Source organism: Shimwellia pseudoproteus (assembly GCF_016415625.1).
Taxonomy (GTDB): domain Bacteria; phylum Pseudomonadota; class Gammaproteobacteria; order Enterobacterales; family Enterobacteriaceae; genus Shimwellia; species Shimwellia pseudoproteus.
Genome location: NZ_WBXP01000021.1, coordinates 20942 through 46306 on the forward strand (window position 1 = coordinate 20942; position 25365 = coordinate 46306).

At 56.0% G+C, this 25365-nt stretch carries 24 protein-coding genes; 8 read left to right on the plus strand and 16 right to left on the minus strand.

Annotated features, from left to right (window positions below; genetic code table 11):
• The first annotated feature begins 22 nt into the window (after positions 1 to 22).
• From potA to potD, 4 genes are read left to right on the plus strand one after another with little or no spacing between them, the layout of a single operon-like run.
• Complete coding sequence (gene potA, locus F9C28_RS11035; RefSeq protein WP_199015366.1) at positions 23 to 1159, plus strand: spermidine/putrescine ABC transporter ATP-binding protein PotA; 1137 nt, start codon at positions 23 to 25, stop codon at positions 1157 to 1159.
• Entirely contained in the window at positions 1143 to 2000 is an 858-nt protein-coding gene (gene potB / locus F9C28_RS11040; RefSeq protein ID WP_199015367.1) for a spermidine/putrescine ABC transporter permease PotB, read from the plus strand. Before potA ends, potB begins: the two co-directional genes overlap by 17 nt.
• Positions 1997 to 2788: a spermidine/putrescine ABC transporter permease PotC gene (potC, locus tag F9C28_RS11045; RefSeq protein WP_199015368.1), complete on the plus strand. Its 792-nt coding sequence runs from the start codon at positions 1997 to 1999 to the stop codon at positions 2786 to 2788. The genes potB and potC overlap by 4 nt, the downstream gene beginning before the upstream one ends.
• Entirely contained in the window at positions 2785 to 3831 is a 1047-nt protein-coding gene (gene potD, locus F9C28_RS11050; RefSeq protein WP_199015369.1) for a spermidine/putrescine ABC transporter substrate-binding protein PotD, read from the plus strand. Before potC ends, potD begins: the two co-directional genes overlap by 4 nt.
• A gap of 187 nt (positions 3832 to 4018) precedes the next feature.
• Here potD and cobB read toward each other — a convergent pair whose 3' ends face one another.
• The 5 genes from cobB to lolC are packed head-to-tail and all read right to left on the minus strand — an operon-like array spanning position 4019 to position 8972.
• Positions 4019 to 4858, minus strand: coding sequence for a Sir2 family NAD+-dependent deacetylase (cobB, locus tag F9C28_RS11055; protein ID WP_199015370.1), 840 nt, complete (start codon positions 4856 to 4858; stop codon positions 4019 to 4021).
• Positions 4859 to 4903: 45 nt separating this feature from the next.
• Positions 4904 to 5815: an N-acetylglucosamine kinase gene (gene nagK, locus F9C28_RS11060; protein WP_199015371.1), complete on the minus strand. Its 912-nt coding sequence runs from the start codon at positions 5813 to 5815 to the stop codon at positions 4904 to 4906.
• A 13-nt stretch (positions 5816 to 5828) separates the two neighbouring features.
• Complete coding sequence (lolE, locus tag F9C28_RS11065) at positions 5829 to 7076, minus strand: lipoprotein-releasing ABC transporter permease subunit LolE (RefSeq protein WP_199015372.1); 1248 nt, start codon at positions 7074 to 7076, stop codon at positions 5829 to 5831.
• Positions 7076 to 7780, minus strand: a complete 705-nt coding sequence (lolD, locus tag F9C28_RS11070) for a lipoprotein-releasing ABC transporter ATP-binding protein LolD (protein ID WP_199015373.1) — start codon at positions 7778 to 7780, stop codon at positions 7076 to 7078. The genes lolE and lolD overlap by 1 nt, the downstream gene beginning before the upstream one ends.
• Positions 7773 to 8972 (minus strand): lipoprotein-releasing ABC transporter permease subunit LolC, encoded by a 1200-nt coding sequence (lolC, locus tag F9C28_RS11075; RefSeq protein WP_199015374.1) that lies wholly within the window; start codon positions 8970 to 8972, stop codon positions 7773 to 7775. The genes lolD and lolC overlap by 8 nt, the downstream gene beginning before the upstream one ends.
• A 379-nt stretch (positions 8973 to 9351) precedes the next feature.
• On the opposite strand from lolC, the gene mfd reads away from it, so the two are divergent.
• Entirely contained in the window at positions 9352 to 12798 is a 3447-nt protein-coding gene (mfd, locus tag F9C28_RS11080) for a transcription-repair coupling factor (RefSeq protein ID WP_199015375.1), read from the plus strand.
• Between the two features lie 152 nt (positions 12799 to 12950).
• The gene (ldtC, locus tag F9C28_RS11085) at positions 12951 to 13895 is read left to right on the plus strand and encodes a L,D-transpeptidase LdtC (RefSeq protein ID WP_199015376.1); all 945 of its coding nucleotides are present in this window, start codon (positions 12951 to 12953) and stop codon (positions 13893 to 13895) included.
• Positions 13896 to 14105: 210 nt separating this feature from the next.
• On the opposite strand, the gene bhsA is transcribed toward ldtC, so the two are convergent.
• On the minus strand, positions 14106 to 14363 hold the full coding sequence (gene bhsA, locus F9C28_RS11090) for a multiple stress resistance protein BhsA (protein WP_199015377.1): 258 nt from the start codon (positions 14361 to 14363) through the stop codon (positions 14106 to 14108).
• Positions 14364 to 14600: 237 nt separating this feature from the next.
• Here bhsA and F9C28_RS11095 point away from each other — a divergent pair, with 237 nt between their 5' ends.
• Both F9C28_RS11095 and F9C28_RS11100 read left to right on the plus strand, forming a co-directional pair.
• Entirely contained in the window at positions 14601 to 15239 is a 639-nt protein-coding gene (locus F9C28_RS11095) for a TetR/AcrR family transcriptional regulator (RefSeq protein ID WP_199015378.1), read from the plus strand.
• A 133-nt stretch (positions 15240 to 15372) separates the two neighbouring features.
• The gene (locus tag F9C28_RS11100; protein ID WP_199015379.1) at positions 15373 to 16434 is read left to right on the plus strand and encodes a Gfo/Idh/MocA family oxidoreductase; all 1062 of its coding nucleotides are present in this window, start codon (positions 15373 to 15375) and stop codon (positions 16432 to 16434) included.
• Between the two features lie 49 nt (positions 16435 to 16483).
• Here F9C28_RS11100 and F9C28_RS11105 read toward each other — a convergent pair whose 3' ends face one another.
• The 10 genes from F9C28_RS11105 to F9C28_RS11150 all read right to left on the minus strand — a co-directional run bounded on the left by F9C28_RS11105 (position 16484) and on the right by F9C28_RS11150 (position 25358).
• Complete coding sequence (locus F9C28_RS11105; RefSeq protein ID WP_199015380.1) at positions 16484 to 17023, minus strand: glycine zipper 2TM domain-containing protein; 540 nt, start codon at positions 17021 to 17023, stop codon at positions 16484 to 16486.
• 172 nt (positions 17024 to 17195) lie between these two features.
• The gene (locus F9C28_RS11110; RefSeq protein ID WP_199015381.1) at positions 17196 to 18494 is read right to left on the minus strand and encodes an NAD(P)/FAD-dependent oxidoreductase; all 1299 of its coding nucleotides are present in this window, start codon (positions 18492 to 18494) and stop codon (positions 17196 to 17198) included.
• Between the two features lie 224 nt (positions 18495 to 18718).
• Entirely contained in the window at positions 18719 to 19261 is a 543-nt protein-coding gene (gene ycfP / locus F9C28_RS11115) for an alpha/beta hydrolase YcfP (protein WP_199015382.1), read from the minus strand.
• Positions 19262 to 19288: 27 nt separating this feature from the next.
• A complete protein-coding gene (gene nagZ / locus F9C28_RS11120; RefSeq protein WP_199015383.1) occupies positions 19289 to 20314 on the minus strand; it encodes a beta-N-acetylhexosaminidase in 1026 nt (341 codons plus the stop codon).
• Positions 20315 to 20335: 21 nt separating this feature from the next.
• Positions 20336 to 21148 (minus strand): thiamine kinase, encoded by an 813-nt coding sequence (thiK, locus tag F9C28_RS11125; protein WP_199015384.1) that lies wholly within the window; start codon positions 21146 to 21148, stop codon positions 20336 to 20338.
• On the minus strand, positions 21126 to 21845 hold the full coding sequence (lpoB, locus tag F9C28_RS11130) for a penicillin-binding protein activator LpoB (protein ID WP_199015385.1): 720 nt from the start codon (positions 21843 to 21845) through the stop codon (positions 21126 to 21128). The genes thiK and lpoB overlap by 23 nt, the downstream gene beginning before the upstream one ends.
• Positions 21846 to 21858: 13 nt before the next feature.
• Positions 21859 to 22233, minus strand: coding sequence for a YcfL family protein (locus tag F9C28_RS11135; protein WP_199015386.1), 375 nt, complete (start codon positions 22231 to 22233; stop codon positions 21859 to 21861).
• Between the two features lies 1 nt (position 22234).
• A complete protein-coding gene (hinT, locus tag F9C28_RS11140; RefSeq protein WP_199015408.1) occupies positions 22235 to 22594 on the minus strand; it encodes a purine nucleoside phosphoramidase in 360 nt (119 codons plus the stop codon).
• A gap of 255 nt (positions 22595 to 22849) precedes the next feature.
• A complete protein-coding gene (gene ptsG / locus F9C28_RS11145; protein WP_199015387.1) occupies positions 22850 to 24283 on the minus strand; it encodes a PTS glucose transporter subunit IIBC in 1434 nt (477 codons plus the stop codon).
• Positions 24284 to 24575: 292 nt separating this feature from the next.
• Positions 24576 to 25358, minus strand: coding sequence for a metal-dependent hydrolase (locus F9C28_RS11150; protein WP_199015388.1), 783 nt, complete (start codon positions 25356 to 25358; stop codon positions 24576 to 24578).
• Positions 25359 to 25365: the final 7 nt, after the last annotated feature.

Genomic DNA, 25365 nt, shown 5'->3' on the forward strand with positions numbered 1-25365 from the left:
CTAATAACAGGATGCGTTATTAATGGGACAGCGTAAAAAATTGAATAGACCAACACGTCCGCTCACTCCGCTAGTTGAACTGGCGAGCATTCGTAAAAGCTTTGACAGCAAAACCGTTATTCCCGACCTTTCCCTGACCATTAATCATGGTGAATTTCTGACGTTACTGGGGCCATCCGGCTGCGGTAAAACCACCGTTTTGCGCTTACTTGCCGGGCTGGAAAATGCCGATGGCGGCACTATTCACCTTGAAAATCAGGATATCACCCATATTCCGGCGGAAAATCGCCACGTGAATACGGTGTTCCAGAGCTATGCCCTGTTCCCGCATATGACGGTATTTGACAATGTCGCCTTTGGGTTGCGGATGCAAAAAAGACCGGCCCACGAAATCCAGGACAGGGTAACGGACGCGCTGAAAATGGTTCAGCTGGATGATTTTGCCCAGCGTAAACCGCATCAGCTTTCGGGTGGTCAGCAACAGCGTGTCGCCATTGCCCGGGCCGTGGTCAATAAACCCCGCTTGCTGTTACTCGATGAGTCCCTCTCCGCGCTGGATTATAAGCTGCGTAAGCAGATGCAGAACGAACTAAAAGCCCTGCAGCGCAAACTGGGGATCACCTTTGTGTTTGTGACCCATGATCAAGAAGAGGCCCTGACCATGTCGGACCGGATTGTAGTAATGCGCGATGGCCGCATTGAGCAAGACGGTACCCCTCGTGAGATCTATGAAGAGCCTAAAAACCTGTTTGTGGCGAGTTTTATTGGCGAAATCAATATCTTTGACGCCGTCGTCCTTGAGCGGGTTGACGAGCAGCGGGTGCGGGCGAATGTCGAAGGCCGCGAATGCTTTATTTACGTCAATTTCCCGGTGTACCCGGGGCAGAAACTGCACGTCCTGCTGCGCCCGGAAGATTTGCGGGTTGAAGAAGTTAACCACCAGAACGACGTGGAAGAGCTGGTGGGCTATGTGCGGGAGCGTAACTACAAAGGGATGACCCTCGAATCCACCGTGGAGCTGGAAAGCGGCAAGATAGTGATGGTCAGCGAGTTCTTTAACGAGGACGATCCCGATTTTGACCACTCTCTGGATCAGAAGATGGCGGTAAGCTGGGTTGAAAGCTGGGAGGTCGTACTGGCAGATGAAAACCTCGCGTAAATTTCAGAATAGCGTTATCGCGCTCATTGTCGGCTGGCTGGTGCTGTTCGTCTTTTTACCGAACGTATTGATAATTGGTACCAGCTTTCTGACCCGGGACGATGCCAATTTTGTGAAATTGGTTTTCACCTGGGACAACTATACGCGTCTGTTTGATCCGCTCTATCTGGACGTTCTGCTGCATTCGCTGAATATGGCGGCCATCGCCACCCTTACCTGCCTGATTATCGGCTATCCGTTTGCCTGGTTTCTGGCGCGGTTACCCCATAATATCCGGCCGCTGCTGCTGTTTTTGCTGATAGTCCCGTTCTGGACCAACTCACTGATCCGGATTTACGGGCTGAAGCTGTTCCTCAGCACCCGGGGCTATCTCAATGAGTTCCTGCTGTGGACCGGTATTATCGATACCCCGATCCGCATTATGTATACCCCCTCGGCGGTGATCATTGGCCTGGTGTACATTCTGCTGCCGTTTATGGTGATGCCGCTGTACTCCAGTATTGAGAAGCTCGACAAACCCCTGCTGGAGGCGGCGAAAGATCTCGGTGCCGGTAAGCTCCAGACCTTTACCCGCATTATTCTGCCGCTGACCATGCCGGGGATCATCGCCGGTTGCCTGCTGGTGGTGCTGCCGGCCATGGGGCTGTTTTATATCTCGGACCTGATGGGTGGCGCTAAAAACCTGATGGTGGGCAATGTGATTAAGAGCCAGTTCCTCAATATTCGCGACTGGCCTTTCGGCGCCGCCACCAGCATTACCCTCACCCTGGTGATGGGCCTGATGCTGCTGGTCTACTGGCGCGCGGCACGTTTACTGAATAAGAAGGTGGAACTGGAATGATCGGACGCCTGCTGCGCGGCGGATTTATGTCCGCCATTTACGCCTTTTTATATATCCCGATCATTATTTTGATCGTTAACTCCTTTAACCAGTCGCGTTTTGGGATCAACTGGCAGGGGTTTACCACCAACTGGTACACCCTGCTGATGAATAACGACAGCCTGTTGCAGGCCGCCCGCCACTCACTGACTATGGCGGTCACCTCGGCAACCTTTGCCACGCTGATAGGCTCGCTGACTGCGGTGGCGCTGTACCGCTACCATTTTCGCGGCAAGCCCTTTGTCAGCGGGATGCTGTTTGTGGTGATGATGTCCCCGGATATCGTGATGGCCATCTCCCTGCTGGTGCTGTTTATGCTGCTGGGGGTCTCTCTGGGGTTCTGGTCATTGCTGTTCTCACACATTACGTTTTGTCTGCCCTTCGTGGTGGTGAGCGTCTATTCGCGCCTGAAAGGCTTCGATGTACGAATGCTGGAAGCCGCCAAAGATCTCGGCGCCAGCGAAGTGGTTATCCTGCGTAAGATTCTGCTGCCGCTGGCAATGCCTGCGGTGGCGGCGGGCTGGTTATTGAGTTTTACCCTGTCAATGGATGATGTGGTGGTTTCTTCCTTTGTTACCGGGCCGGCTTATGAGATCCTGCCGCTCAAAATTTATTCCATGGTTAAGGTTGGGGTTTCGCCAGAGGTCAACTCACTGGCCACCATCCTGCTGGTACTCTCGCTGGTTCTGGTGATTATCAGCCAGCTTATACTACGTGATAAAAGTAAAATTCAGGGGACGTTAAAATGAGAAAATGGTCGCGCCACCTGCTGGCAGCCGGTGCACTGATGCTGGGAATCAATAGCGTACAGGCCGCTGACAACAATACGCTCTACTTCTACAACTGGACGGAGTACGTGCCGCCAGGGCTGCTGGAGCAATTTACCAAAGAGACCGGCATTAAAGTTATCTATTCGACCTACGAGTCGAATGAAACCATGTATGCCAAGCTGAAGACCTATAAAGAAGGCGCCTACGATCTGGTGGTCCCCTCCACCTACTATGTGGCAAAAATGCGCAAAGAAGGGATGCTGCAAAAGATCGACAAAAGCCAGCTGAGCAATTTCCATAACCTCGATCCGCAAATGCTGAATAAGCCTTTCGATCCCAATAATGACTATTCGATCCCGTATATCTGGGGGGCGACCGCCATCGGGGTTAATACGGACGCCATCGATCCCAAAACCATTACCAGCTGGGCGGATCTGTGGAAGCCGCAGTATAAAAACAGCGTGCTGCTCACCGATGACGCCCGGGAAGTGTTCCAGATTGCGCTGCGTAAGCTGGGCTACTCCGGTAATACCACCAATCCCAAAGAGATTGAAGCCGCCTATCATGAGCTCCAGAAGCTGATGCCGAACGTCGCCGCGTTTAACTCCGACAACCCGGCCAACCCGTTTATGGAAGGGGAAGTTAACCTCGGGATGATCTGGAACGGCTCCGCCTTTGTGGCCCGCCAGGCCGGCACGCCGATGCAGATAATCTGGCCTAAAGAGGGGGGGATTTTCTGGATGGACAGTCTGGCAATCCCGGCGAATGCCAAAAACCGTGAAGGCGCCCTGAAGCTTATCAACTTCCTGCTGCGCCCGGACGTGGCCAAACAAGTTGCCGAAACCATTGGTTACCCGACACCGAACCTGGCCGCCCGCAAACTGCTCAGTAAAGATGTCGCCAATGATAAGTCCCTGTACCCGGATGACGCAGTGCTGAAAAACGGTGAATGGCAAAATGACGTTGGCAGCACCAGCGCGCTCTATGAATCCTACTACCAGAAGCTGAAAGCGGGCCGCTGAGCCCCTTTCACCGCAACAGCGGCGCCCGGTAAATAACCGGGCCATCGCCCTGCTGAAAGCCTGCTATTTACTGCCGATTTTGGCCTTTGCCTGGAGCCTGTTTATACCGCGACCGGTTGACACGCTGGGCTGGGCGGTGGCGCTGCGTGAACCGCGCCTGCTGCTGGCCCCAGGGGGACGCTGACGGCTAAATAGCCCCGGGGCTATTTAGCGCATCAATCAGCTTACTGACATACTCCGGCACCACGACGCTGGCCAGGCCATAGTGTTTTTCTTCAAATTCACTGCCCACCTGGCTGGGTTCGAGGTTGAGCTCAACGGTATGTGCGCCCTGCAATTTTGCCTCATGGACAAACCCGGCAGCCGGGTACACATGGCCGGAGGTGCCGATGGCGATAAAAATATCCGCTTGCGCTATCGCCTGATAAATCTCATCCATCCCCAGCGGCATTTCGCCGAACCACACCACATGGGGGCGCAGCGCGGCCGGGAACTGGCAGCAGTGACAGCGATCTTCAGGCTGAACATCCCCCTGCCACTCCAGCACCTGACCACTCCAGCTACAGCGCACTTTAAGCAGCTCGCCGTGCATATGAATGATATTTTTATTGCCCGCCCGCTCGTGGAGGTTATCAATATTCTGGGTCACCAGCAGAAAGTTCCCCTCCAGCGCGTGCTCCAGTTCGGCCAGCGCATAATGGGCGGCATTCGGTTTGATCTCAGGCTGCTGAAGTTGTGCCCGGCGGGCATTATAAAACGCCTGCACCAGTGCCGGGTCCCGCTCAAAGCCTTCCGGCGTCGCGACATCCTCAACCCGGTGCTCCTCCCACAGGCCGTCTGCGGCCCGGAAAGTGCGGATCCCGGACTCTGCCGAAATCCCCGCCCCGGTTAACACCACTACTCTGGGTTTTTGCATCACACTTAACCCCTGCTCATCCCGGAAAAAAGTACGCTGGCGCAAACGCGCCCGCAATCGCCGTTTGTTCTTACGGAAACGACATAACCGATGAAGCCCTCGCGATGGCATACCATCCCCATTATTACTACGCGAACGTGACAGACGCGAAAATGATTAACGCGCAAGATGCAAAAATGCGGCACCGCGCATACCGCCAGCGTCCCCATAACGGGCTTGCTCGATACGCGGTACTTTTGCTACCGGCAATAAATATGCCGGTAACCGGCCCGGCAGGCCCTCAATCAAAGTAGCAAATTGTGACAGCCCGCCACCAATCACCACCAGATGGGCATCCACCATGGTGAGCCAGTTGGCAAGACAAATAGCCAGCACCTCAAGGTAACTATCCACATGCTGCTGTGCCTGAGGTTCCCCCTGATGATAGCGGGCAATAATTTGTGGCGCGCTCAGCCGCTCACCATAGCTATGGTGATAGAGCCAGGCGAACCCTGGCCCTGATAAAAACGTCTCAATACAGCCCTGCTGGCCGCAGCCACAGCGCCGTAATGGGGTATCCCAGCCCAGCAATTGCAGGGCATCCACCGGCAGGCGCATATGGCCAAATTCACCGCTGATAAAATGCTGCCCGGTCAGCGGCTGGCCATTAATAATAATACCGCCACCGACACCGGTGCCGAGGATAATCCCCAGCACCACCGGATACTGGCAAAATTCATCATCCCAGGCTTCCGAAAGGGCGAAGCAGTTAGCGTCGTTGTCCATCCGCACGTCCCGGGCCAGCCTGGCGCTGAGATCCGCCTGTACCGGCTGCCCGCTGGCAGCGGGCAGATTAGCCGCATACAGGGTGCCATGTTCGGTTACCGGGATCCCGGGGATCCCTATCCCTACGGTGCCGCAGCCGCCAAAGCGCTGGTCCGCATCGCGCACCAGGCCCACCACGGCATCAATAAAATGGTCATAGCTGTCGTGTGGGGTCGGCATGCGCGTTTCCCACAGCAACTCACGCTCCGCGTTATATACCCCGAGGGCGATTTTGCTGCCCCCGATATCCAGACCGTAGTGCATTATCTCTCCTGGATTACTGGCCACTTAACACCCGGGCAGGATCGATATTGCTGGCCCGGCGCGCCGGGTACCAGCTGGCTAACAGACTGAGCACCAGCGCCGTTCCCAGCACATACACCACATCCATGCCGTGCAGTTCTGACGGCAGGAAATCAATAAAGTAAATATCGCCGGACAGGAAACGATGGCCGATCAGCGTTTCAATCAGATTAATGATTGCCGTCAGCTTCCAGGAGGCCAGCACGCCAATAATCACCCCGATAACGCTCCCCAGCAGCCCCGCCATCAGGCCATACCAGATAAAAATCGCCCGGATCAGGCCATCTTTGGCCCCCAGGGTACGCAGTACCGCAATATCACTGCTTTTATCTTTTACCGCCATCACCAGGGTCGAGACGATATTAAAACAGGCCACGCCAATCACCAGCACCATCGCCAGATACATAATGGCGCGGATCATCTGGATATCCCGGTACATATAACCGTAGGTGGTCATCCAGCTTTTGATATAGACATACGCATTGGTCACTTCCCCGGCGTCACGCACCAGTTTATTGGCGTTAAAGACGTTGTTCATCTTCATGGCAATACCGGTGACACTCTGGGGCATATCGAGATACTGGCGGGCATCGTCAATCGGCACCATAGCAAAGCTGTGATCCAGCTGGCCGCTAAGCTGCAAGATCCCCGTGACATGCAGGCGCACGCGTTTGGGCTGCAACAGCTTTTGCTGGGCATCCGAATTGTTCGGGATCATGATTGAGATCCAGTCACCCTGCTTAACATGCAGGGCGTCTGCTACCCCTTTGCCGATAATAATCTGCTGGCTGCCGGCCTTAAAATCCTGCCAGGCGTTGTTCTGGACAAACGACGGTAACGCACTGAGGTGCGCTTCCTGGGCGGGTTCCACCCCTTTGACCTGAATCGCCCGCAGGTTTACCCCGCTCTCCACCAGGCCAGTAAAATTAATATAGGGCGCGGCGGCTTCAATACCGGGCACTTTTTCTATGCGCTTCAGGGCCCCCTGCCAGTCCTGCCAGGGTTGATCCACCGGCTCGATTTCACCGTGGGGCACCACCGCCAGAATGCGGTTATTCAGCTCACGCTCAAAACCGTTCATGGCGCTCAGCCCGACAATCAGCACCGCAACGCCGAGGGCTATCCCAAAGGTGGATATCACCGAAATCAGCGACACCATGCCGCTACGCCGCCGTCCCCGGCTAAAGCGCAGCCCAATAAGCAACGAAAGCGCAGACGCCATTACCTGGCCCCCATCAAGGTCAGTTCGTTATTCAAACGGCCATCGCGCATCTCCAGCTGGCGCGACATTCGCCGGGCCAGAGACAAGTCGTGGGTCACCACCAGGAACGCGGTGCCCTGCTGGCGGTTTAACTCCCCCAGCAGCTCGAAAATACTGTCCGCGTTACGGGCATCAAGGTTACCGGTGGGCTCATCCGCCAGCACCAGGCGCGGGTTATTGACCAGCGCACGGGCAATGGCCACCCGCTGGCGTTCACCGCCGGAAAGCTCCGAAGGACGATGTTTGCTGCGATGATCCAGCCCCACTGCCGCCAGCATATCCATGGCGGTCTTTTCCATCTGCGGCCCTTTCTGGCGGCCAATCATCAGCGGCATGGCCACGTTTTCAAGGGCGGAAAAATCCGGCAGCAGATGGTGGAACTGGTAAATAAACCCCAGCTCGCGGTTGCGCAGGTCCGCCTTGGCGGATGACGACATCTGGCTCAGGGATTTACCGTTAAAAATAACATCGCCGCTGGTCGGGGTATCCAGCCCGCCCAGCAGGTGTAATAAGGTGCTTTTCCCGGAGCCGGAGCTGCCGACGATTGCCATCATCTCTCCGCTGTTAATCGTAAAGCTGACGTCATGCAACACATCGGTCTGCACACTCCCTTCCTGGTAGCGTTTGCACAGATTGTCACACTGTAACAGGACCGAATTACTCATAACGTAAAGCCTCAGCGGGTTGGGTGGCGGCAGCGCGCCAGGAAGGATACAGGGTCGACAACAACGCCAGCGCCATCGCCACCAGCGCAATAGTAATGACCTGTACAGGTTCAATAGCCACCGGCAGCGCCGCACCGTCAAGAAACGCGCCAATAACCGGCATTAAATTATTCAACTGGCTGGCCAGCAGTGCACCCAGCCCGGCCCCCAGCAGCGCCCCGATAATACCGGCACTGGCGCCCTGGACCATAAATACCGCCATGATCTGGCGGCGCGTTAATCCCTGGGTTTGCAGGATTGCCACTTCCCCCTGCTTCTCCATCACCATCAGGCCCAGGGAGGTAATAATATTAAACGCCGCCACAGCCACTATCAGGCTCAGCAGCAGGCCCATCATGTTCTTCTCCATCCGGACCGCCTGGAACAGCTCCCCTTTGCGTTCGCGCCAGTCTTTCCATTCCAGCCCGCCGGGCAGCGGCTGCTGGCTGAGGGTATCCACCTGCAGGGGCTGAGTAAGCCACAACCGCCAGCCGGTAATATTGCCCTGGGGGTAGCGCATCAGGCGCGAGGCGTCCTGGATATTGACCAGCATCTGGTACTGATCCACTTCGCTATTGGCGGCAAAGGTGCCAATCACGGTAAACAAGCGCTGGCTGGGGATGCGGCCCATCGGGGTAAATTGGCTGGCAGAAGGCACCATCACGCGGATGGTGTCACCGCGTCTCACCCCTAACTGGCCCGCCAGTTGTTCACCGAGGATGACATTGTATTTCCCGGCCTCCAGCAGCTGCTGTTTCACATTCACCAGATACGGGGTGAGCGGGTCCTGCTGTTGCGGATCAATGCCGAGCATCACGCCCACGGACACGTTACGGGCACTCTGCAGCACCACATCGCCGGTGGTCAGCGGCGCCATGCGCGACACCCCCTGGAGCGTCAGGGAGTTTTCAGGGACCTTTTCCGGGCTCAGCGAGCCCTGAGGGGTTGTGATCAGTGCCTGGGGCATCAGCCCGAGGATGTTGTTTTGCAGTTCCCGCTCAAAACCGTTCATCACGGACAATACCGTGACCAGCGCCATCACCCCGAGGGTTATCCCGATGGTAGACAGCCAGGAGACAAAACGGCCAAAACGATCTGCTGCTCGCCCGCGCATGTAACGCAGGCCGATAAATAACGCGACAGGTTGATGCATGAAAATCCGTCTTATGCGGTTTTACAAATTGATCCCGGAGTATATAAGCGCCGGGCAATCAAGTAAATGAATTATAACGGCTTTTGTCATTCGCCATTGGCAATAAAACAGAACACAATCAAGCGGATGGCGTAAATTCGCTTAAAATAGCGCCGCCCATAGCGCCAGAAAAAGCGCACAGAATTAAGCCCCGGGGCCGCAAAACCACCGCCAGAACCAGCATAACGCGCAGAGCCTTTGTTTTCGTTAGGAAAAATCTCGTCGCTTTTTCTTGTGGTTGCTTATGTAAAATGATCAAGGATAATAAAGAGATACCACCTGGATTCACGGCGCGATGCCAACGGCCCGCCCAATACCTTGAAGGGATCCCGACAGACACATGTCCGAACACATTCGTTACGACCTGCCCACCAAAGCAGGAGACTTACGCCAGCTTGGTGAGCTTATCGGTGCGGCTTGCGCCACAGAAGTGGCGGAAATCAGTGAGCGCCACCCGGGCCCGGTGTTACTTATTGCCCCGGATATGCAGAACGCACTGCGCCTTGGTGATGAGATCCAGGAGTTCACCGACAGTATGGTGATCAATCTGGCCGACTGGGAAACCCTGCCCTATGACGGCTTTTCCCCGCACCAGGAAATTATCTCTTCACGGTTATCGACCCTCTACCAGTTGCCGGAGATGCAGCGCGGCGTGTTGATTGTCGCGGTCAGTACCCTGATGCAGCGGGTCTGCCCGCACAGCTTCCTGCACGGCCACGCCCTGGTGATGAAAAAAGGCCAGCGCCTGTCCCGGGACACGCTACGCGCCCAGCTGGAGCAGGCCGGCTACCGCAGCGTGGACCAGGTAATGGAACACGGGGAGTTTGCCACCCGCGGGGCGTTGCTGGATCTGTTCCCCATGGGGAGCGAGCATCCCTTCCGGCTGGATTTCTTTGACGATGAGCTCGACAGCCTGCGTATTTTTGATGTTGACAGCCAGCGCACCCTCGAAGAAGTCACCGCCATCAATCTGCTGCCCGCCCACGAATTTCCGACAGACAAAAACGCCATTGAACTGTTTCGCAGCCAGTGGCGCGACCAGTTTGATGTCAAACGGGACGCCGAACATATTTACCAGCAGGTCAGTAAAGGTACCCTCCCCGCCGGGATCGAGTACTGGCAGCCGCTGTTCTTCAGCGAGCCGTTAACCTCGCTCTTTCAGCATCTGCCGGCCAACACCCTGGTGGTGAACACCGGCGATCTGGAGGGCAGTGCCCAGCGCTTCTGGCAGGAGATCCAGACCCGGTTTGATAACCGGAAAGTGGATCCAATGCGCCCGCTGCTGGCCCCCCCGGCCCTGTGGCTACGGGTGGACGAGTTATTTAGCGCACTTAAAAACTGGCCGCGCATTCAGCTAAAAACCGGCCATCTTGAGGCCAAAGCCGGGGTCACCAATCTTGGCTACCAGGCGCTGCCGGACCTGTCTGTCCAGGCCCAGCAAAAATCCCCGCTCGATAACCTACGCCGCTTCCTGGAAAGCTTCACCGGCCCGGTTATCTTCTCTGTTGAGAGCGAAGGCCGCCGGGAGACCCTGGCGGATCTGCTGGCGCGCCTGAAACTGGCCCCCAGCCGGATTCAGCGCCTCGACGCCACCGGGGATAGCGGGCGTTTTGTGCTGATTGGCGCCAGTGAGCACGGCTTTATCGACAGTTTACGTAACCGGGCACTGATTTGCGAAAGCGACTTGCTGGGCGAGCGGGTTGCCAGACGGCGCCAGGATGCCCGGCGCACCATTAACCCCGATACGCTGATCCGCAACCTGGCGGAGCTGCATCCGGGCCAGCCGGTGGTTCACCTTGAACACGGTGTGGGCCGCTATGGCGGCATGACCACCCTCGAAGCCGGCGGTATTACCGGGGAATACCTGATCCTGATGTACGCCGGTGACGCCAAACTGTACGTGCCGGTATCCTCGCTGCACCTGATCAGTCGCTATGCCGGCGGCGCCGATGAAAACGCCCCGCTGCACAAGCTGGGCAGCGATGCCTGGAGCCGGGCGCGCCAGAAAGCGGCAGAAAAAGTGCGCGATGTCGCCGCCGAACTGCTGGATATCTATGCCCTGCGGGCGGCCAAAGCGGGCTTTGCCTTTAAACACGATCGCGAGCAGTACCAGCTGTTTTGCGACAGCTTCCCCTTTGAGACCACGCCGGATCAGGCCCAGGCGATTAATGCGGTACTCAGTGATATGTGCCAGCCGCTGGCAATGGATCGCCTTGTGTGCGGGGATGTGGGCTTCGGTAAGACCGAAGTTGCCATGCGCGCCGCCTTCCTGGCGGTGGAAAACCATAAACAGGTCGCGGTGCTGGTGCCGACCACGCTGCTGGCCCAGCAGCATTATGATAACTTCCGCGACCGTTTCGCTAACTGGCCGGTACGCATCGAGATGCTGTCGCGTTTTCGCAGTGCCAAAGATCAGGTTCAGGTGCTCGAAGAGACCCGCGAGGGCAAGGTCGATATTCTGATTGGCACCCATAAATTGCTGCAAAGTGATGTGAAATGGCACGATCTTGGGCTGTTGATTGTCGATGAAGAGCACCGCTTCGGGGTGCGCCACAAAGAACGCATCAAGGCCATGCGCGCCGATGTGGACATTCTGACCCTTACCGCCACACCGATTCCGCGCACCCTGAATATGGCCATGAGCGGGATGCGCGACCTGTCGATTATCGCCACCCCACCGGCACGTCGCCTGGCGGTAAAAACCTTTGTTCGCCAATATGATGAGCTGGTGGTCAAAGAGGCTATCCTGCGTGAAGTGCTGCGCGGCGGCCAGGTCTATTACCTGTATAACGACGTCGAGAATATCCAGAAAGCGGCGGATCGTCTGGCGGCGCTGGTGCCTGAAGCGCGGGTCGCCATCGGCCACGGCCAGATGCGTGAACGGGAGCTGGAACGCGTGATGAATGATTTCCATCATCAGCGTTTTAATGTGCTGGTTTGTACCACCATTATTGAAACCGGTATCGACATCCCTACCGCCAACACCATTATTATTGAGCGGGCTGACCACTTTGGCCTCGCGCAGTTACACCAGTTGCGTGGCCGGGTGGGCCGCTCGCATCATCAGGCCTACGCCTGGCTGTTGACCCCGCATCCCAAAGCCATGTCCCAGGATGCCCATAAGCGGCTTGAAGCTATCGCCTCGCTGGAGGATTTAGGGGCCGGTTTCGCGCTGGCAACCCACGACCTGGAGATCCGCGGCGCCGGTGAACTGCTGGGTGAAGGCCAGAGCGGCCAGATGGAGACCGTGGGCTTCTCGCTGTATATGGAGCTGCTGGAGAACGCCGTCGACGCCCTGAAAGAAGGCCGGGAGCCCTCTCTGGAGGATCTCACCAGCAACCAGACCGAGGTTGAGCTGCGTATGCCGGCACTGCTGCCGGAGGCCTATATCCCCGACGTTAATACCCGGCTGTCGCTCTACAAGCGGATAGCCAGCGCCCGTAATGGCGACGAGCTGGACGAGATCAAAACGGAACTGATAGATCGCTTCGGCCTGCTCCCGGATCCCGCCCGCACCCTGCTGGAGGTGGCGGCACTGCGCCAGCAGGCCCGTCGCTTAGGGATCCGTAAAATCGAAGGCCACGATAAAGGCGGCGTGATTGAATTTTCGGAGAAAAACCACGTTGATCCGGTATGGTTGATCGGCCTGTTACAAAAGCAGCCCCAGCACTTCCGGCTGGATGGCCCCACCCGTCTGCGTTTTATTGACGATCTGGCAGATCGCAACGTGCGGATGGCGTGGGTGCGCCGTTTTATGACCCAGATGGCCGACAACGCCGTGGCCTGAGGTTTCCCCTCTGCCCACCCGGGCAGAGGGGGCTTTCCAGATAGCATTCAGCTATTTACAAAAAATTTCATTTGGCCTGGGTTTCCCGACAAGGGCGATATCATAATCACCGGTTAACAATTTCTTACTGAAATAACAACGCAGGTGATAATATGCGACTTTCTGCCGCCCTTGCCCTGGGGCTCCTTGCACTGACAAGTGTCTGCGCTCAGGCCAATAGCTATGATTTACCGCCCCCCGGTAGCCGTCTGGTGGGGCAAAATCAGATTCACGTGGTGCAAAACGACGGTGGCTCCCTGGAGGCCATTGCCAAAAAATACGATGTTGGCTTTCTCGCCCTGCTTCAGGCCAATCGGGGTATCGACCCTTATGTGCCCCAGCCCGGGGCGGTGTTAACTATTCCCACCCAGGTCCTGCTGCCGGATGCGCCCCGGGAAGGCATCGTTATCAATCTGGCGGAGCTGCGGCTCTACTACTATCCAGCCAACCAGAATAAGGTGGTTATTTTCCCGATTGGTATTGGCCAACTGGGGGGCGATACTCTTACCCCCACCATGCAAACCCGGGTGTCCGAAAAGCGGGCCAACCCCACCTGGACACCCACGGCAAATATCCGCGCCCGTTATCTGGCCCAGGGTATCGAGCTACCGGCAGTGGTCCCCGCCGGGCCGGATAACCCGATGGGCCATCACGCCATTCGCCTGGCGGCCTATGGCGGTGTCTACCTGCTGCACGGCACAAATGCCGACTTTGGCATCGGTATGCGGGTGAGTTCAGGCTGCATCCGCCTGCGGGATAACGATATCAAGTGGCTGTTTGAACAGCTCCCGGTCGGCACCCCGGTGGCGATTATCAATACCCCGATCAAGGCGTCTATTGAACCGGATGGCCACCATATGGTTGAGGTACACCAGCCTCTGTCAGAACATATTGATGATGATCCGCAACGGCTGCCCATTGTGCTGGACGCCGCCATGACGGCATTCCGGGATAACCCGGCAACCGATGCCCGACAACTGGAGCAAGTGATTAATCTGCGTCAGGGAATGCCGGTGAATATCACCCGGCCTTTCCCGCCTGCACCGGCGCAGATTTAGGGCAAAAAAAACCGCCACTGGGTAGGTGGCGGTAAAAATCAAGTTATGCGCTCTGGTGGCATTTCAGAGCTTTTCGGGCATATCAAAGGACTAACACAGGGTAATAACCGTTCGTCATGGGTAGTGACGAACGGGACAACATTGCTACAAAATATTGCTACAAAATATTGCTACAACACATTGCTTATCAAAAAAGTGCGTACAGCAGTATTACTTATAGATAACCGCGGTACCGTGCAGCTGATTCGGGCCGCTAACAGAAGTAATACGGAATGATTTGGCGCCCATTTCATCCGCTTTGGCAGACAGCTCATCCTGTAAGGAGGCTAAGTTAGAACCCGCGGATACGGAAACGTGGCCGAACTCCTGCTGTCCGGTTGGGGTAGTCTGAACCTCAACAGCAGCAAGACTTGCAAAAGAGACAGAGCCTAAAACGGCAGCGGCGATGAGAGCAGTGATCTTTTTCATAGGAACCTCGGCAGATGATAGTGGTGCTTTTTTTATTAACTTAACGATCGATAGGTAAATATTAAATGTGATCCCAATCACAGTCAACATCATTTTTTAACGAACATTAACTTATTTTTAAACTGCTTATTTTTCAGTCTCATAGGATTTTGCGCGTTTTGCGAAACTGTGGCTGGTGTTTGCGAAGCTATTATTTTTATAATGACTACTCAGAAAACCAACCGAGGTTCAACGGCAATGACAACGACAGCGACAACAGAAAGTTGCCCTAAAAAAAGCCGTGGTCGCCCGAAAGTGTTCGACAGGGATGCAGCGCTTGATAAGGCCATGACATTATTTTGGCAACACGGCTACGAAGCGACATCGATGGCTCACCTGGTGGAAGCCACCGGCGCCAAAGCACCGACGTTGTACGCCGAATTTACCAACAAGGAAGGTCTGTTTCGTGCAGTACTGGACCGCTACATTGCCGAGTTTGCCTCCCGCAATGAAGCCGAATTACTCTGCCCGGAGAAAAACGTTATCCAGGCGCTGGCGGATTACTTCAGCGCCGTCGCCCACTGCTTTACCAGTAAGGACACCCCCTCCGGCTGTTTTATTATTTGCACCTCTTCGGCGCTGGCCGCCTCTAATGACGATATCGCCAACACCATCAAAGAACGCCACGCCCAGCAGGCGCTGGCCATCAGGCAGTTCCTTGACTTACACCAGAACCGGGGTGAGATCCCGGATAATTGCTGCCTGCAAACCCTGACAGAGTATCTGTGTTGTATCCTCCAGGGGATGTCGGTCAGCGCCCGCGACGGCGCCAGCTATGAAGATCTGATGAAAATTACCGCCACCACGCTGCGCCTGTGGCCTGACTTGATCAAATAATCACCTCGGGGCGGGCTATCCCGCCCCTGTCCGCTAACTTCGCCGTTATCTGCCCCACATTTTTACTTGTCGTTACAGCCCCTGGATTACCAGTGTGCTACAACCGGATCTCTTTTTTTAACGGATGTCTGTTATGCTACTTGCCTTTGTTGGCCTCGGCGCCGTGGTAGAAACCGCCTGGCTGCCTGCGGTCACTGATTTATTGTCCCGGGGCGGCCAACCGCCACTGGGTTTCGATTGTGATCCTGCCCGACAACTGCCCGGCATTATCCGGCTGCCGGCCCTCTCTGCACTGCTGGCTGCGCCCATTGATGTCCTGATTATTACCACCGCCTCACTCAGCCATTTAGCGGTTCTCGAGGCCGCCCTGGCAAGCCAGATACCGCGCATTCTGGTGGAAAAGCCCGTCGTCGCCTCCCTCGAACAAATGACCGCCCTGCACCGCCTGCTGCGCCAGGAGCCCAATCCAGATCGGGTGCTGGCCTTTGACCACTGGATGTCCCGTACCGGCATTGCTGAGCTATTACGCGGCACGCTCCCCCTCCACTGGCAGGGGCCGGCCTGCCCGCCACTCGGCTATCAGACCGGGGATATCATCGCTATTGACGGTTATCTGGAGGAGCCCAGCGGCATCAACGCGGCCGGGGAGCCGGTGGCGCTGAATTTTGCCACCGGGGAGCCAGACAGCAGGCAGTTTCGCCACCCGGACGGGGTTATCATGGATACCGGCCCCCATGTGCTGGCGATGCTGCGCGAGAATCTGGCCTTACTCGGGTTACCTGTCGGCCTTCAGTTCCAGCAGACAACCGCCGCTGATCGGCTGGGTCATCCGCTGATGCCCGGTGATTTCAGCAGCGCGGAAGGCTCAGCAACCATCACCGGACAGGTGGGCGAAATCCCCTTTACTCTGCGGCTCAATAAATACGCCGGGCCCGGCATCAGCCGCAAAGGGATGCGTATCCAGTTACGCCAGGGGAGTGTGATTTCGCTGGATCGCGGGGCGGATCACGAACGCCTGATCCTCAAACACGGCGGGCAGCGCCTGGAATGGCGGCAGCCTGGCGCCCTGTATCCTCACTGTGTACAGCAGGTGTTGTTTAACACCCCGGCGCACCCGGGGGAATACACCCGGCGCCGCATTGAGGAAGTGCGTGCTCTGCTGATGCTGCACCAGCAGCTGCGCGGGCCCCATTAAAAAAACCCGTCAGCCGCGGCTGACGGGTAAGCGAGTATGAACATCGGTTTTAGTGTTTCTGATTCAGTACCAGCTGACCGTTGCTGTCCAGCGGGATACGCTGGCCGGGGTCATAATCCATACGGATCTTGCCCTGTTGCTTAGCAATCCGGTACGTGACGTTGTAACCTATTTGTTTTTGGGTTTTATCGTAGACTGTTTTACAACGCTTTTGGGTGGTTGTATAGGTATCACCGTCCTGCATAGAGCCCTGAATCTGGTTACCGGCGTAGCCGCCCCCCAGGGCGCCGACCACGGTAGCCACATCCCGCCCGCGGCCGCCACCAAACTGGTGGCCAATCACCCCACCGGCGACAGCACCCAGTGCAGACCCCAGCAGGCGATTTTCATCCTGCACCGCGCGCCGGTGTTTGATGACCACATCGCGGCAGCTCTCCCGGGGGGTGGAGACGGTTTCATGGATTGGAATGGCCGATACCACCTCAGCATACTCTGGCGTGCGATTAAGCACCGTCAACCCGGCCGTGGCCGCAATGCCCAGCGCCGCCACCATACCGACCCCAACCCCCGCTAACATGGATTTATTCATCGTTTGTCTCCTGATGATACCTATGTAACCATTTTGTTACAAAACCGTCAGCGGGGCACCAGGACAACGGATGAAAACGGAAGGAAAACAACGGAAAGGCTGGATTTCAGAACACTCTTAACCGGCGGGAAGAAGCCGCCACGGTAACCGTGCGCTACCGTGGCGGAAAAGATTAATGCAGTTTGAGCCGCGGGCGGATAACCCGGTTGATCCGTCCCACCAGCATCATCAGGCCGGTCTTAAAGTAACCGTGCAGTGCAATCTGGTGCATCCGGTAAAGGGAGATATAAACGAACCGGGCAATGCGCCCTTCGATCATCATCGACCCGCGCATCAGGTTCCCCATCAGGCTGCCCACGGTGGAGTAGTTTGACAGGGATACCAGGGAGCCATGATCTTTATAGAGGTAATTTTTTAGTGGCTTATCTTTCATCTGGGCCAGGATATTGTTCATGGCGCAGGTGGCCATCTGATGGGCCGCCTGGGCGCGCGGCGGCACAAAGCCCCCTTCCGGGCGCGGGCAGGACGCACAGTCACCGATGGCAAAAATATCGGCATCGCGGGTGGTTTGCAGCGTCGGCTCTACCACCAGCTGGTTGACGCGGTTCGTTTCCAGCCCGCCGATGTCTTTCAGGAAATCAGGGGCTTTAATCCCCGCCGCCCAGACAATCAGATCCGCAGAGATAAACGCCCCGCTTTTGGTATTCAGCCCGTTAGCTTCCGCACTGGTCACCATGGTCTGGGTCAGCACGTTAACCCCCAGTTTTGTCAGCTCCTGGTGCGCGGCAGCGGAGATCCGCGGCGGCAGCGCAGGCAGAATACGTTCGCCGGCTTCCACCAGCGTCACATTCAGCGCGTCATTGCTCAGGCCCTTATAGCCGTAGCTGTGCAGTTGTTTCACGGCATTATGCAATTCTGCGGACAGCTCTACCCCGGTAGCGCCGCCCCCGACAATGGCGATATTCACCCGGCCGTTAGCACCGAGGTTAGTCGAATATTTAAGGAACAGGTTGAGCATCTCCTGATGGAAGCGCTGGGCCTGTTGCGGACTGTCGAGGAAGATACAGTGTTCTTTGACGCCCGGGGTATTAAAATCGTTAGAGGTGCTGCCCAGCGCCATGACCAGCGTGTCGTAAGGGACTTTACGCTCCGGCATCAGCAGCTCGCCTTTTTCATCACGTAGCTCCGTCAGCGTTACGGTTTTGGCGTCGCGATTAATATCGCTCACTGAACCGAGCTGGAACTGAAAGCCGTGGTTGCGGGCATGAGCCAGATAGCTCAGCGCGTCAACGCCTTCATCCAGTGAACCGGTGGCAACTTCGTGAAGCAACGGCTTCCACAGGTGGCTGTGGTTACGATCAATCAGGGTGATTTTCGCTTTTTTGCTGCGGCCCAATTTATGACCCAGCTGCGTTGCCAGCTCCAGTCCGCCCGCGCCCCCACCAACAATGACAATTTTTTTCATTGGCATAACCCCTTAAAATAACTAACCAATTGTTAATTAAAAGCTATAAACATAACGCTTAGTTAACAATGAGTTACTGCTATTTCATCCTTTTCTTGACGGTGATCATAACACGCCGGGTGAATTGGTCATACCAAATTTGATGAGCATCAAAGTTTTGCGCACAAAAGATAAACAAAAGGCCGGTATTTAACCGGCCCGTTGTTTTGGTGTTAGCTGACTGTAACTATTCAGCCAAGGGTTTTGAAGGCTTTGATACGCTGCAGATGCGGGGCAATATTCTTGAATTTATGGGTTTGTTCGTCATCCCAGACAATTTCGTAATAGTGATGCAGCAGCCCGGCTGAACGCTGGCTATCCAGGATGCCATCGTTGCGGGAGAGGATAGCCATACAGCGGTCACGATTTTTTTCCCGGAAGTTTTCCACGCACTTGGTGGCAATATCGACATATTCCTCCGGGCGATCGATTTTCCCTTCCATATTTTCCGCCGGAAATAAGTTAGGGTTAAAAATCACCTGGCGGATATCGCAGAGAAATCCCACCCGTTCGGCCCAGAAGCCCCCTAAACCGACCCCGCAAATCAGCGGACGCTCGTCCGCATTGAGTTGCAGCATTTTGTCGACCTCTTTGAGCAAATGCTGCATATCATGTTTAGGGTGCAACGTGCTGTAGCTAATCAGACGGACATCAGGATCAATGAACTGCAACTGCAGCACTTTTTCATGGTTACCCGGACTGTTCGAATCGAAACCGTGCAAATAGATAATCATTACATCCTCTCACCACATATTGTGAAATTAGTGGCCCGCTTTATGGGCTTCCCAGCGCTCATGCAGCGCGGTCAGTTGTGTATGAGCCGCTTTCCAGCGTGCCGATCCCCGGAGCTCGTCACGGGTCAGCGAACCGGTATGATACAAAGTTGTTACACGTTGTGCTTTGACCGGAGACAGGTTATCCAACACGCTTACCGCGCCTTTACGATTATTACAGACCAGGATCATATCGCAACCGGCATCCAGCGCCGCCTGGCCCCGCTCAGCATAGCTGCCCATAATCGCCGCCCCTTCCATCGACAAATCATCGGAGAAAATCACCCCGTTGAACCCCAGCTCACCGCGCAATACCTGCTGTAGCCAGTACGGCGAGCCGCTGGCCGGGCGCGGATCGACCTGTTGGTAAATAACGTGGGCGGGCATTACCGCATCCAGTAAATTATCCCCGATCAGCGCGCTGAACACCGCCATATCCCGGCCACGAATAATGTCCGCCGGGCGGGTATCCCGCGGGGTTTCTTTGTGGGAGTCAGCCTGTACCGCACCGTGCCCCGGGAAATGCTTCCCGGTGGTTTTCATCCCGGCGGTATGCATCCCGTTGATCACCGCTCTGGCCATATGCAGTGCTTCCTGGGGATCGTTATGATAGGCACGCTCGCCAATGGCGGCACTGATATGGCCAATGTCCAGCACCGGGGCGAAACTGATATCAATATCCATCGCTATCATTTCACTGGCCATCAGCCAGCCACATTCCCGGGCCAGTTCAGCCCCCTGCTCCATCCCCAGCAATGCCGCAAATGACTGGGCAGCCGGTAACCGGGTAAATCCCTCCCGGAAGCGCTGTACCCGCCCGCCTTCCTGATCCACGGCCACCACCAGGTGGTTACGGGATGCGCTGCGGATCTGGCGGACCAGTTCGCGTAATTGTGCGGGATCATGATAATTGCGGGTAAACAGGATAAGCCCCCCCACCAGCGGGTGCTGTAAAATTTCTCGTTCTTCGTTGTCCAGCTCATAGCCAGCCACATCTAACATTACCGGGCCCACACCATACCTCTCTTGATCAAATCAGCGCCGCAGTGCAGACCATTGTGCATCTGCCAGCGCAGTAAAAACGGGATCGCCAGTTTGCTGCCAGCGTTGTTCATACCAGGATGCCATCAGTATTGCGGTCCAGGGTCGCCAACAGTTTACCTGGCGCGCCAACTGCTGGCAGTTAATTCCTGACAGCCGGGCATAATCCGCAATTAATGCCTGGCGGTCAGATTCACTCGCCACCCCGACAGCCGCCAGCTCAAGGGCAATATCGCCATCACCGGCATATTCCCAGTCAATCAGGCGCATACCGCCAGGCTGGCAGATAATATTACCGCTATGGACATCCATATGCAGGGGCGCCAGGCGCAAAGGCCCCGGCATCCGCTGCTGCCGTAACTGTTTTAGCAACCTCAGCCAGCGGGGGGTTCTGCGCGCAGGCGCCGCATTTTGCCAACAGGACTGCAATACCGGCAATAGATCAATCCGCCACCCCAGCAGCGGCATCCCGTGCAGCCGGTGGAGCACATCCGCCAGTTGCGGGATGGCGGTTATCGCCGGTTTGACCTCACCGGGCAGCCATTCGGTGACCAGCCAGTGTGTCGAGCACCCCAGCACCCGTGGCCCTATCTCGCGCCCGGCGCGGCGTAATGCCCGCTGCTGGCGCGCCAGTGAAACGCCAGGCAGTGCGGGACGCGCCACCAAAGGGCCTGACGGGCTCTCGATGCGCAGTACGCCGCCGCTCAGCCCCGGTTGCCCGGAAACAGAACCGGCGGCCTGGGCCGCCGGTAAAATCCGTTTCAGCAGAAACGCTAATTGCTGGTTAGTGGGTTTGCTGTACCGCATTTTTCCCTGACCAGACAATCTCCCCGGTCCCCACGGTTATCAATTGCATCTGCAACTGAGGCGCGGTCACATTACCGGTGGCGTTCGAATACAGCATGTACTGGGCCCCCACTTTACGGGCAATCCCCATCGCTTTACTGCGCGAGCCGAGGCTGTCATTGGCCGAAAGCCCCAGGGACTGTTTTGCCACCGACAACTGCTGAGGCGACACCAGGGTAAATTTGCCGTTATTGGTCAACGCCGCGTGCAGCGCGTTCGTCGCATCGCTGGTTTTCAGGGTGCCATTAGTGCGGTTGTTGACGCTATCAACCAGCAGCACACTGCCGCGGGTGACCCCGCCTGCCTGTAACATCTGGTTGACCATCGGCGCGGCGGCGCTGCCCCAGTCGTAATGACGAACCCGTGCAGCAGGCGCTGATGTGCCAGTCGACCCACTGCTGTGATGCGTGGTGGTGGTACCGTTTTCTTCGTGAGTAATCGGCCCTGGCTGGTTGGGAACCACAACCCCCGTTGGCGCCGTCACTACCGGCAGCTTAGGCTGTTGCGGCTGCTGCGGTTGTTGTGGTTGCTGCTGATGCGGTTGCTCCGGCTTATTTTGAGCCTGATCAACCGGCGCCGGTGACTGACCGTGCATCGCACAACCGGTCATGATCATCGCTGCCAGAACAGGCAGCAGATAGCGAGAGATTCCTCTCATTAATTTTTACCCCTCAGAGATAAAGATAAAGTCGCACTTTAGACGCACCCGCCGCGTCTGTCAGTGCCGTTATCGTGGCACTTGCATGGGCGGCAACCACTACCGAGGTTGCTTTTGCCAGCGGATGCATTTCCAGCCCTGAATTGTCATACCAGTAAAAACGATAATTAATGGTAATCGGCTGGTTAGTTTCATTGTAGAGTTCAGAAGTAGCGACGTGCTGCACCCCGGAAGTAGTCACCTCCGGGTTACTTGCCGTGATCCCGGCGGCCAGTACTGATGTTTCCATCACCAGTGTTTGTTGTTTATTGACCGGTATTTCTGGTCGGGACTGACAACCGGCAATCCCCAGCACACTGAGCAGCACAGCGATAAGTCCCGTTCGCATATTAATGTCCTTTATGTGCCAGCAATGGGCCAAGCGGTCGGCCACCCAGCAGGTGCATATGAATATGATACACCTCCTGACCACCGTGACGATTACAGTTCACCACCAGGCGATAGCCATCTTCAGCAATCCCCTCTTCCCTGGCTATTTTTGCCGCCACAGTCATCATGCGCCCCAGCGCCAGTTCGTGCTCAGGGGTTGTATCATTAACTGTAGGGATAAGGATATTAGGAATAATCAGAATATGCGTTGGCGCCTGGGGAGAAATGTCCCGAAAGGCCGTAACAAGCTCATCCTGATAGACAATGTCCGCCGGAATTTCGCGACGAATAATTTTACTGAAAATCGTTTCTTCGGCCATGGAGGTTTCCTTCAACTGAATAGCCCAGCGCCAGGCTGGCCCTGACTGCGCACCCATCCCACCACCGGCAATCGGTCACTGGCGGTATCGGCAGGTAATATATTGAAGTTTGAGTATATCACCGTCGCGCAGTGCGACAAATCCACCCCGCGACAGTTCCCTCCAGCCAGCGCCTCCCCGAGGGGTTAGGCGCCTTTTTTTAGCACAAAAAAAAAGGAGGCCGTAGCCTCCTTTTCGTTCTCCCCGCGTTATCCGTTAGTGATTGCGGATATAGTCGTCCATTTCGGTTTTCAGGTTATCGGACTTGGTCCCGAAGATAGCCTGCACACCAGAACCGGCAACCACAACCCCGGCTGCGCCCAGTTTTTTCAGCCCGGGCTGATCCACTTTAGCCACATCCGCCACGCTAACGCGCAGACGGGTAATACAGGCATCGAGGTTGGTAATGTTCTCTTTACCGCCGAAAGCCGCAATCAGAGCCGGTGCCATTTCACTGGTCGCCGTCGCTTTGCTGTCTTCGGTTGCGTCTTCACGGCCCGGTGTTTTCAGGTTCAGTGCTTTGATCATCACACGGAACACGGTGTAGTACACCAGCGCGTAGCAGATACCGACAATCGGGAACAGCCACAGTTTGCTGCTGTTACCACTCAGTACCACAAAGTCAATCAGACCGTGAGAGAAGCTGGTACCGTCACGCATTCCGAGCAGGATACAAATCGGGAATGCCAGACCGGCCAGAATCGCGTGGATGATGTACAGGATAGGCGCCACGAACATGAAAGAGAACTCGATAGGCTCGGTAATACCGGTCAGGAACGAGGTCAGCGCAGCGGAAATCATGATACCGCCCACTTTCGCGCGGTTCTCTGGTTTCGCAGAGTGCCAGATGGCGATAGCGGCAGCCGGCAGGCCGTACATTTTGAACAGGAAGCCACCAGACAGTTTACCCGCAGTCGGGTCGCCCGCCATATAGCGCGGAATATCACCGTGGAAGACCTGGCCCGCCGCGTTAGTGAACTCACCAATCTGCATCTGGAAAGGTACGTTCCAGATATGGTGCAGACCAAATGGCACCAGGCAACGTTCAATAAAGCCATAGATACCGAACGCCACCACCGGGTTCTGGTACGCCGCCCACTGAGAGAACGTCTGGATAGCGGAACCAATCGGTGGCCAGATGAAGGACAGGATAACACCGGTGAAGATGGCCGCCAGACCAGAAATGATCGGCACAAAACGTTTACCGGCAAAGAAGCCCAGATATTCAGGCAGCTTGATACGGTAGAAACGGTTGAACATATAGGCCGCAATGGCACCAGAGATAATCCCGCCAAGCACCCCGGTATCCGCCAGATGTTTCGCGGCGATCTCTTCGGCTGGCAGGTGGAGCACCAGTGGCGCAACCACGGCCATGGTTTTGACCATGATCCCGTAGGCCACCACGGATGCCAGAGCAGAAACCCCGTCGTTATTGGTAAAACCAAGCGCTACACCGATCGCAAAGATCAGCGGCATATTGGCAAAAACGGACCCGCCCGCTTCGGCCATAACGTGGGACACAACTTCTGGCAACCAACTGAAGTTAGCTGAACCGACACCAAGCAGAATACCTGCAATGGGCAGTACAGACACGGGTAACATCAGCGATTTACCGACCTTTTGCAGGTTAGCAAATGCGTTCTTAAACATAATTGAGAGTGCTCCTGAGTATTTGTGCTTTATCGCTCGGGCCCCGGGGAGGCAGGCCCTGTATCAGGCATCTAAGTACCTTTATTTATTACGAAGACTAAAATAAATCAGAGTTTTTTTGTTTGACCACTATCACGTTTCATAAAGCCGTAACCTAAAAAAACGAAGTAATTCACATATTTCACATTAATATCCGGCAATCAGGCCCATAACGCCGCGTTCCGGGCGCCAGACTTTACCCGCACTGGCGTTTAATTTCGAGCTGAAAAAAATAGCCGGTTCAGTAATCGGATTAATCCAACCCGTTGATATTAAATAGCAATGAGAAGTTGCGGGTGGTGGCCTGGGCCAGGGCCTCAAGGGAGACGCCTTTTAACACCGCCAGATACTCTGCAACATCACGTACCATTGCCGGTTGGTTCTCTTTACCGCGATGGGGCACCGGCGCCAGATAAGGCGAGTCTGTCTCGATAAGCAGGCGATCCAGTGGCACATAGCGGGCGGCATCACGCAGTTGCTCCGCATTACGGAACGTGACAATTCCCGAAAAAGAGATCATGAATCCCATATCCAGCAACGTGCCGGCAGTCTCTCTATCTTCCGTGAAACAGTGTAGTACCCCACCACAATCTGTCACTTGTTCTTCTTTCAGAATAGCGAGGGTATCGGCACGGGCATCCCGGGTATGCACAATCACCGGTTTTTTCAGTTCGCGGCCAACGCGGATATGATCGCGAAACGAGATCTGCTGGCGGGTTTTGGTCTCCGGGGTGTAGAAATAGTCCAGCCCGGTCTCCCCCAGGGCCACCACCCCCGGCTCCGCCGCCAGGCGCAGTAAATCCTCTGGGTCATAGGGCTCATCCCGGTTAAGGGGGTGTACCCCACAGGAGAACGCCACATTGTCGCGCTCGCCAACCAGTTGGCGCATTGCCCGGTAACCGGGCAGCGTGGTGGCGACCGCCAGGCAAAATTTCACATCACGGGCCGCCGCTTTGGCCAGTACGTCATCAACATTGTGGTGCAGGGACTGGTAATCCAGTCCGTCCAGATGGCAGTGGGAATCAACTAGAAACATAGTGGCT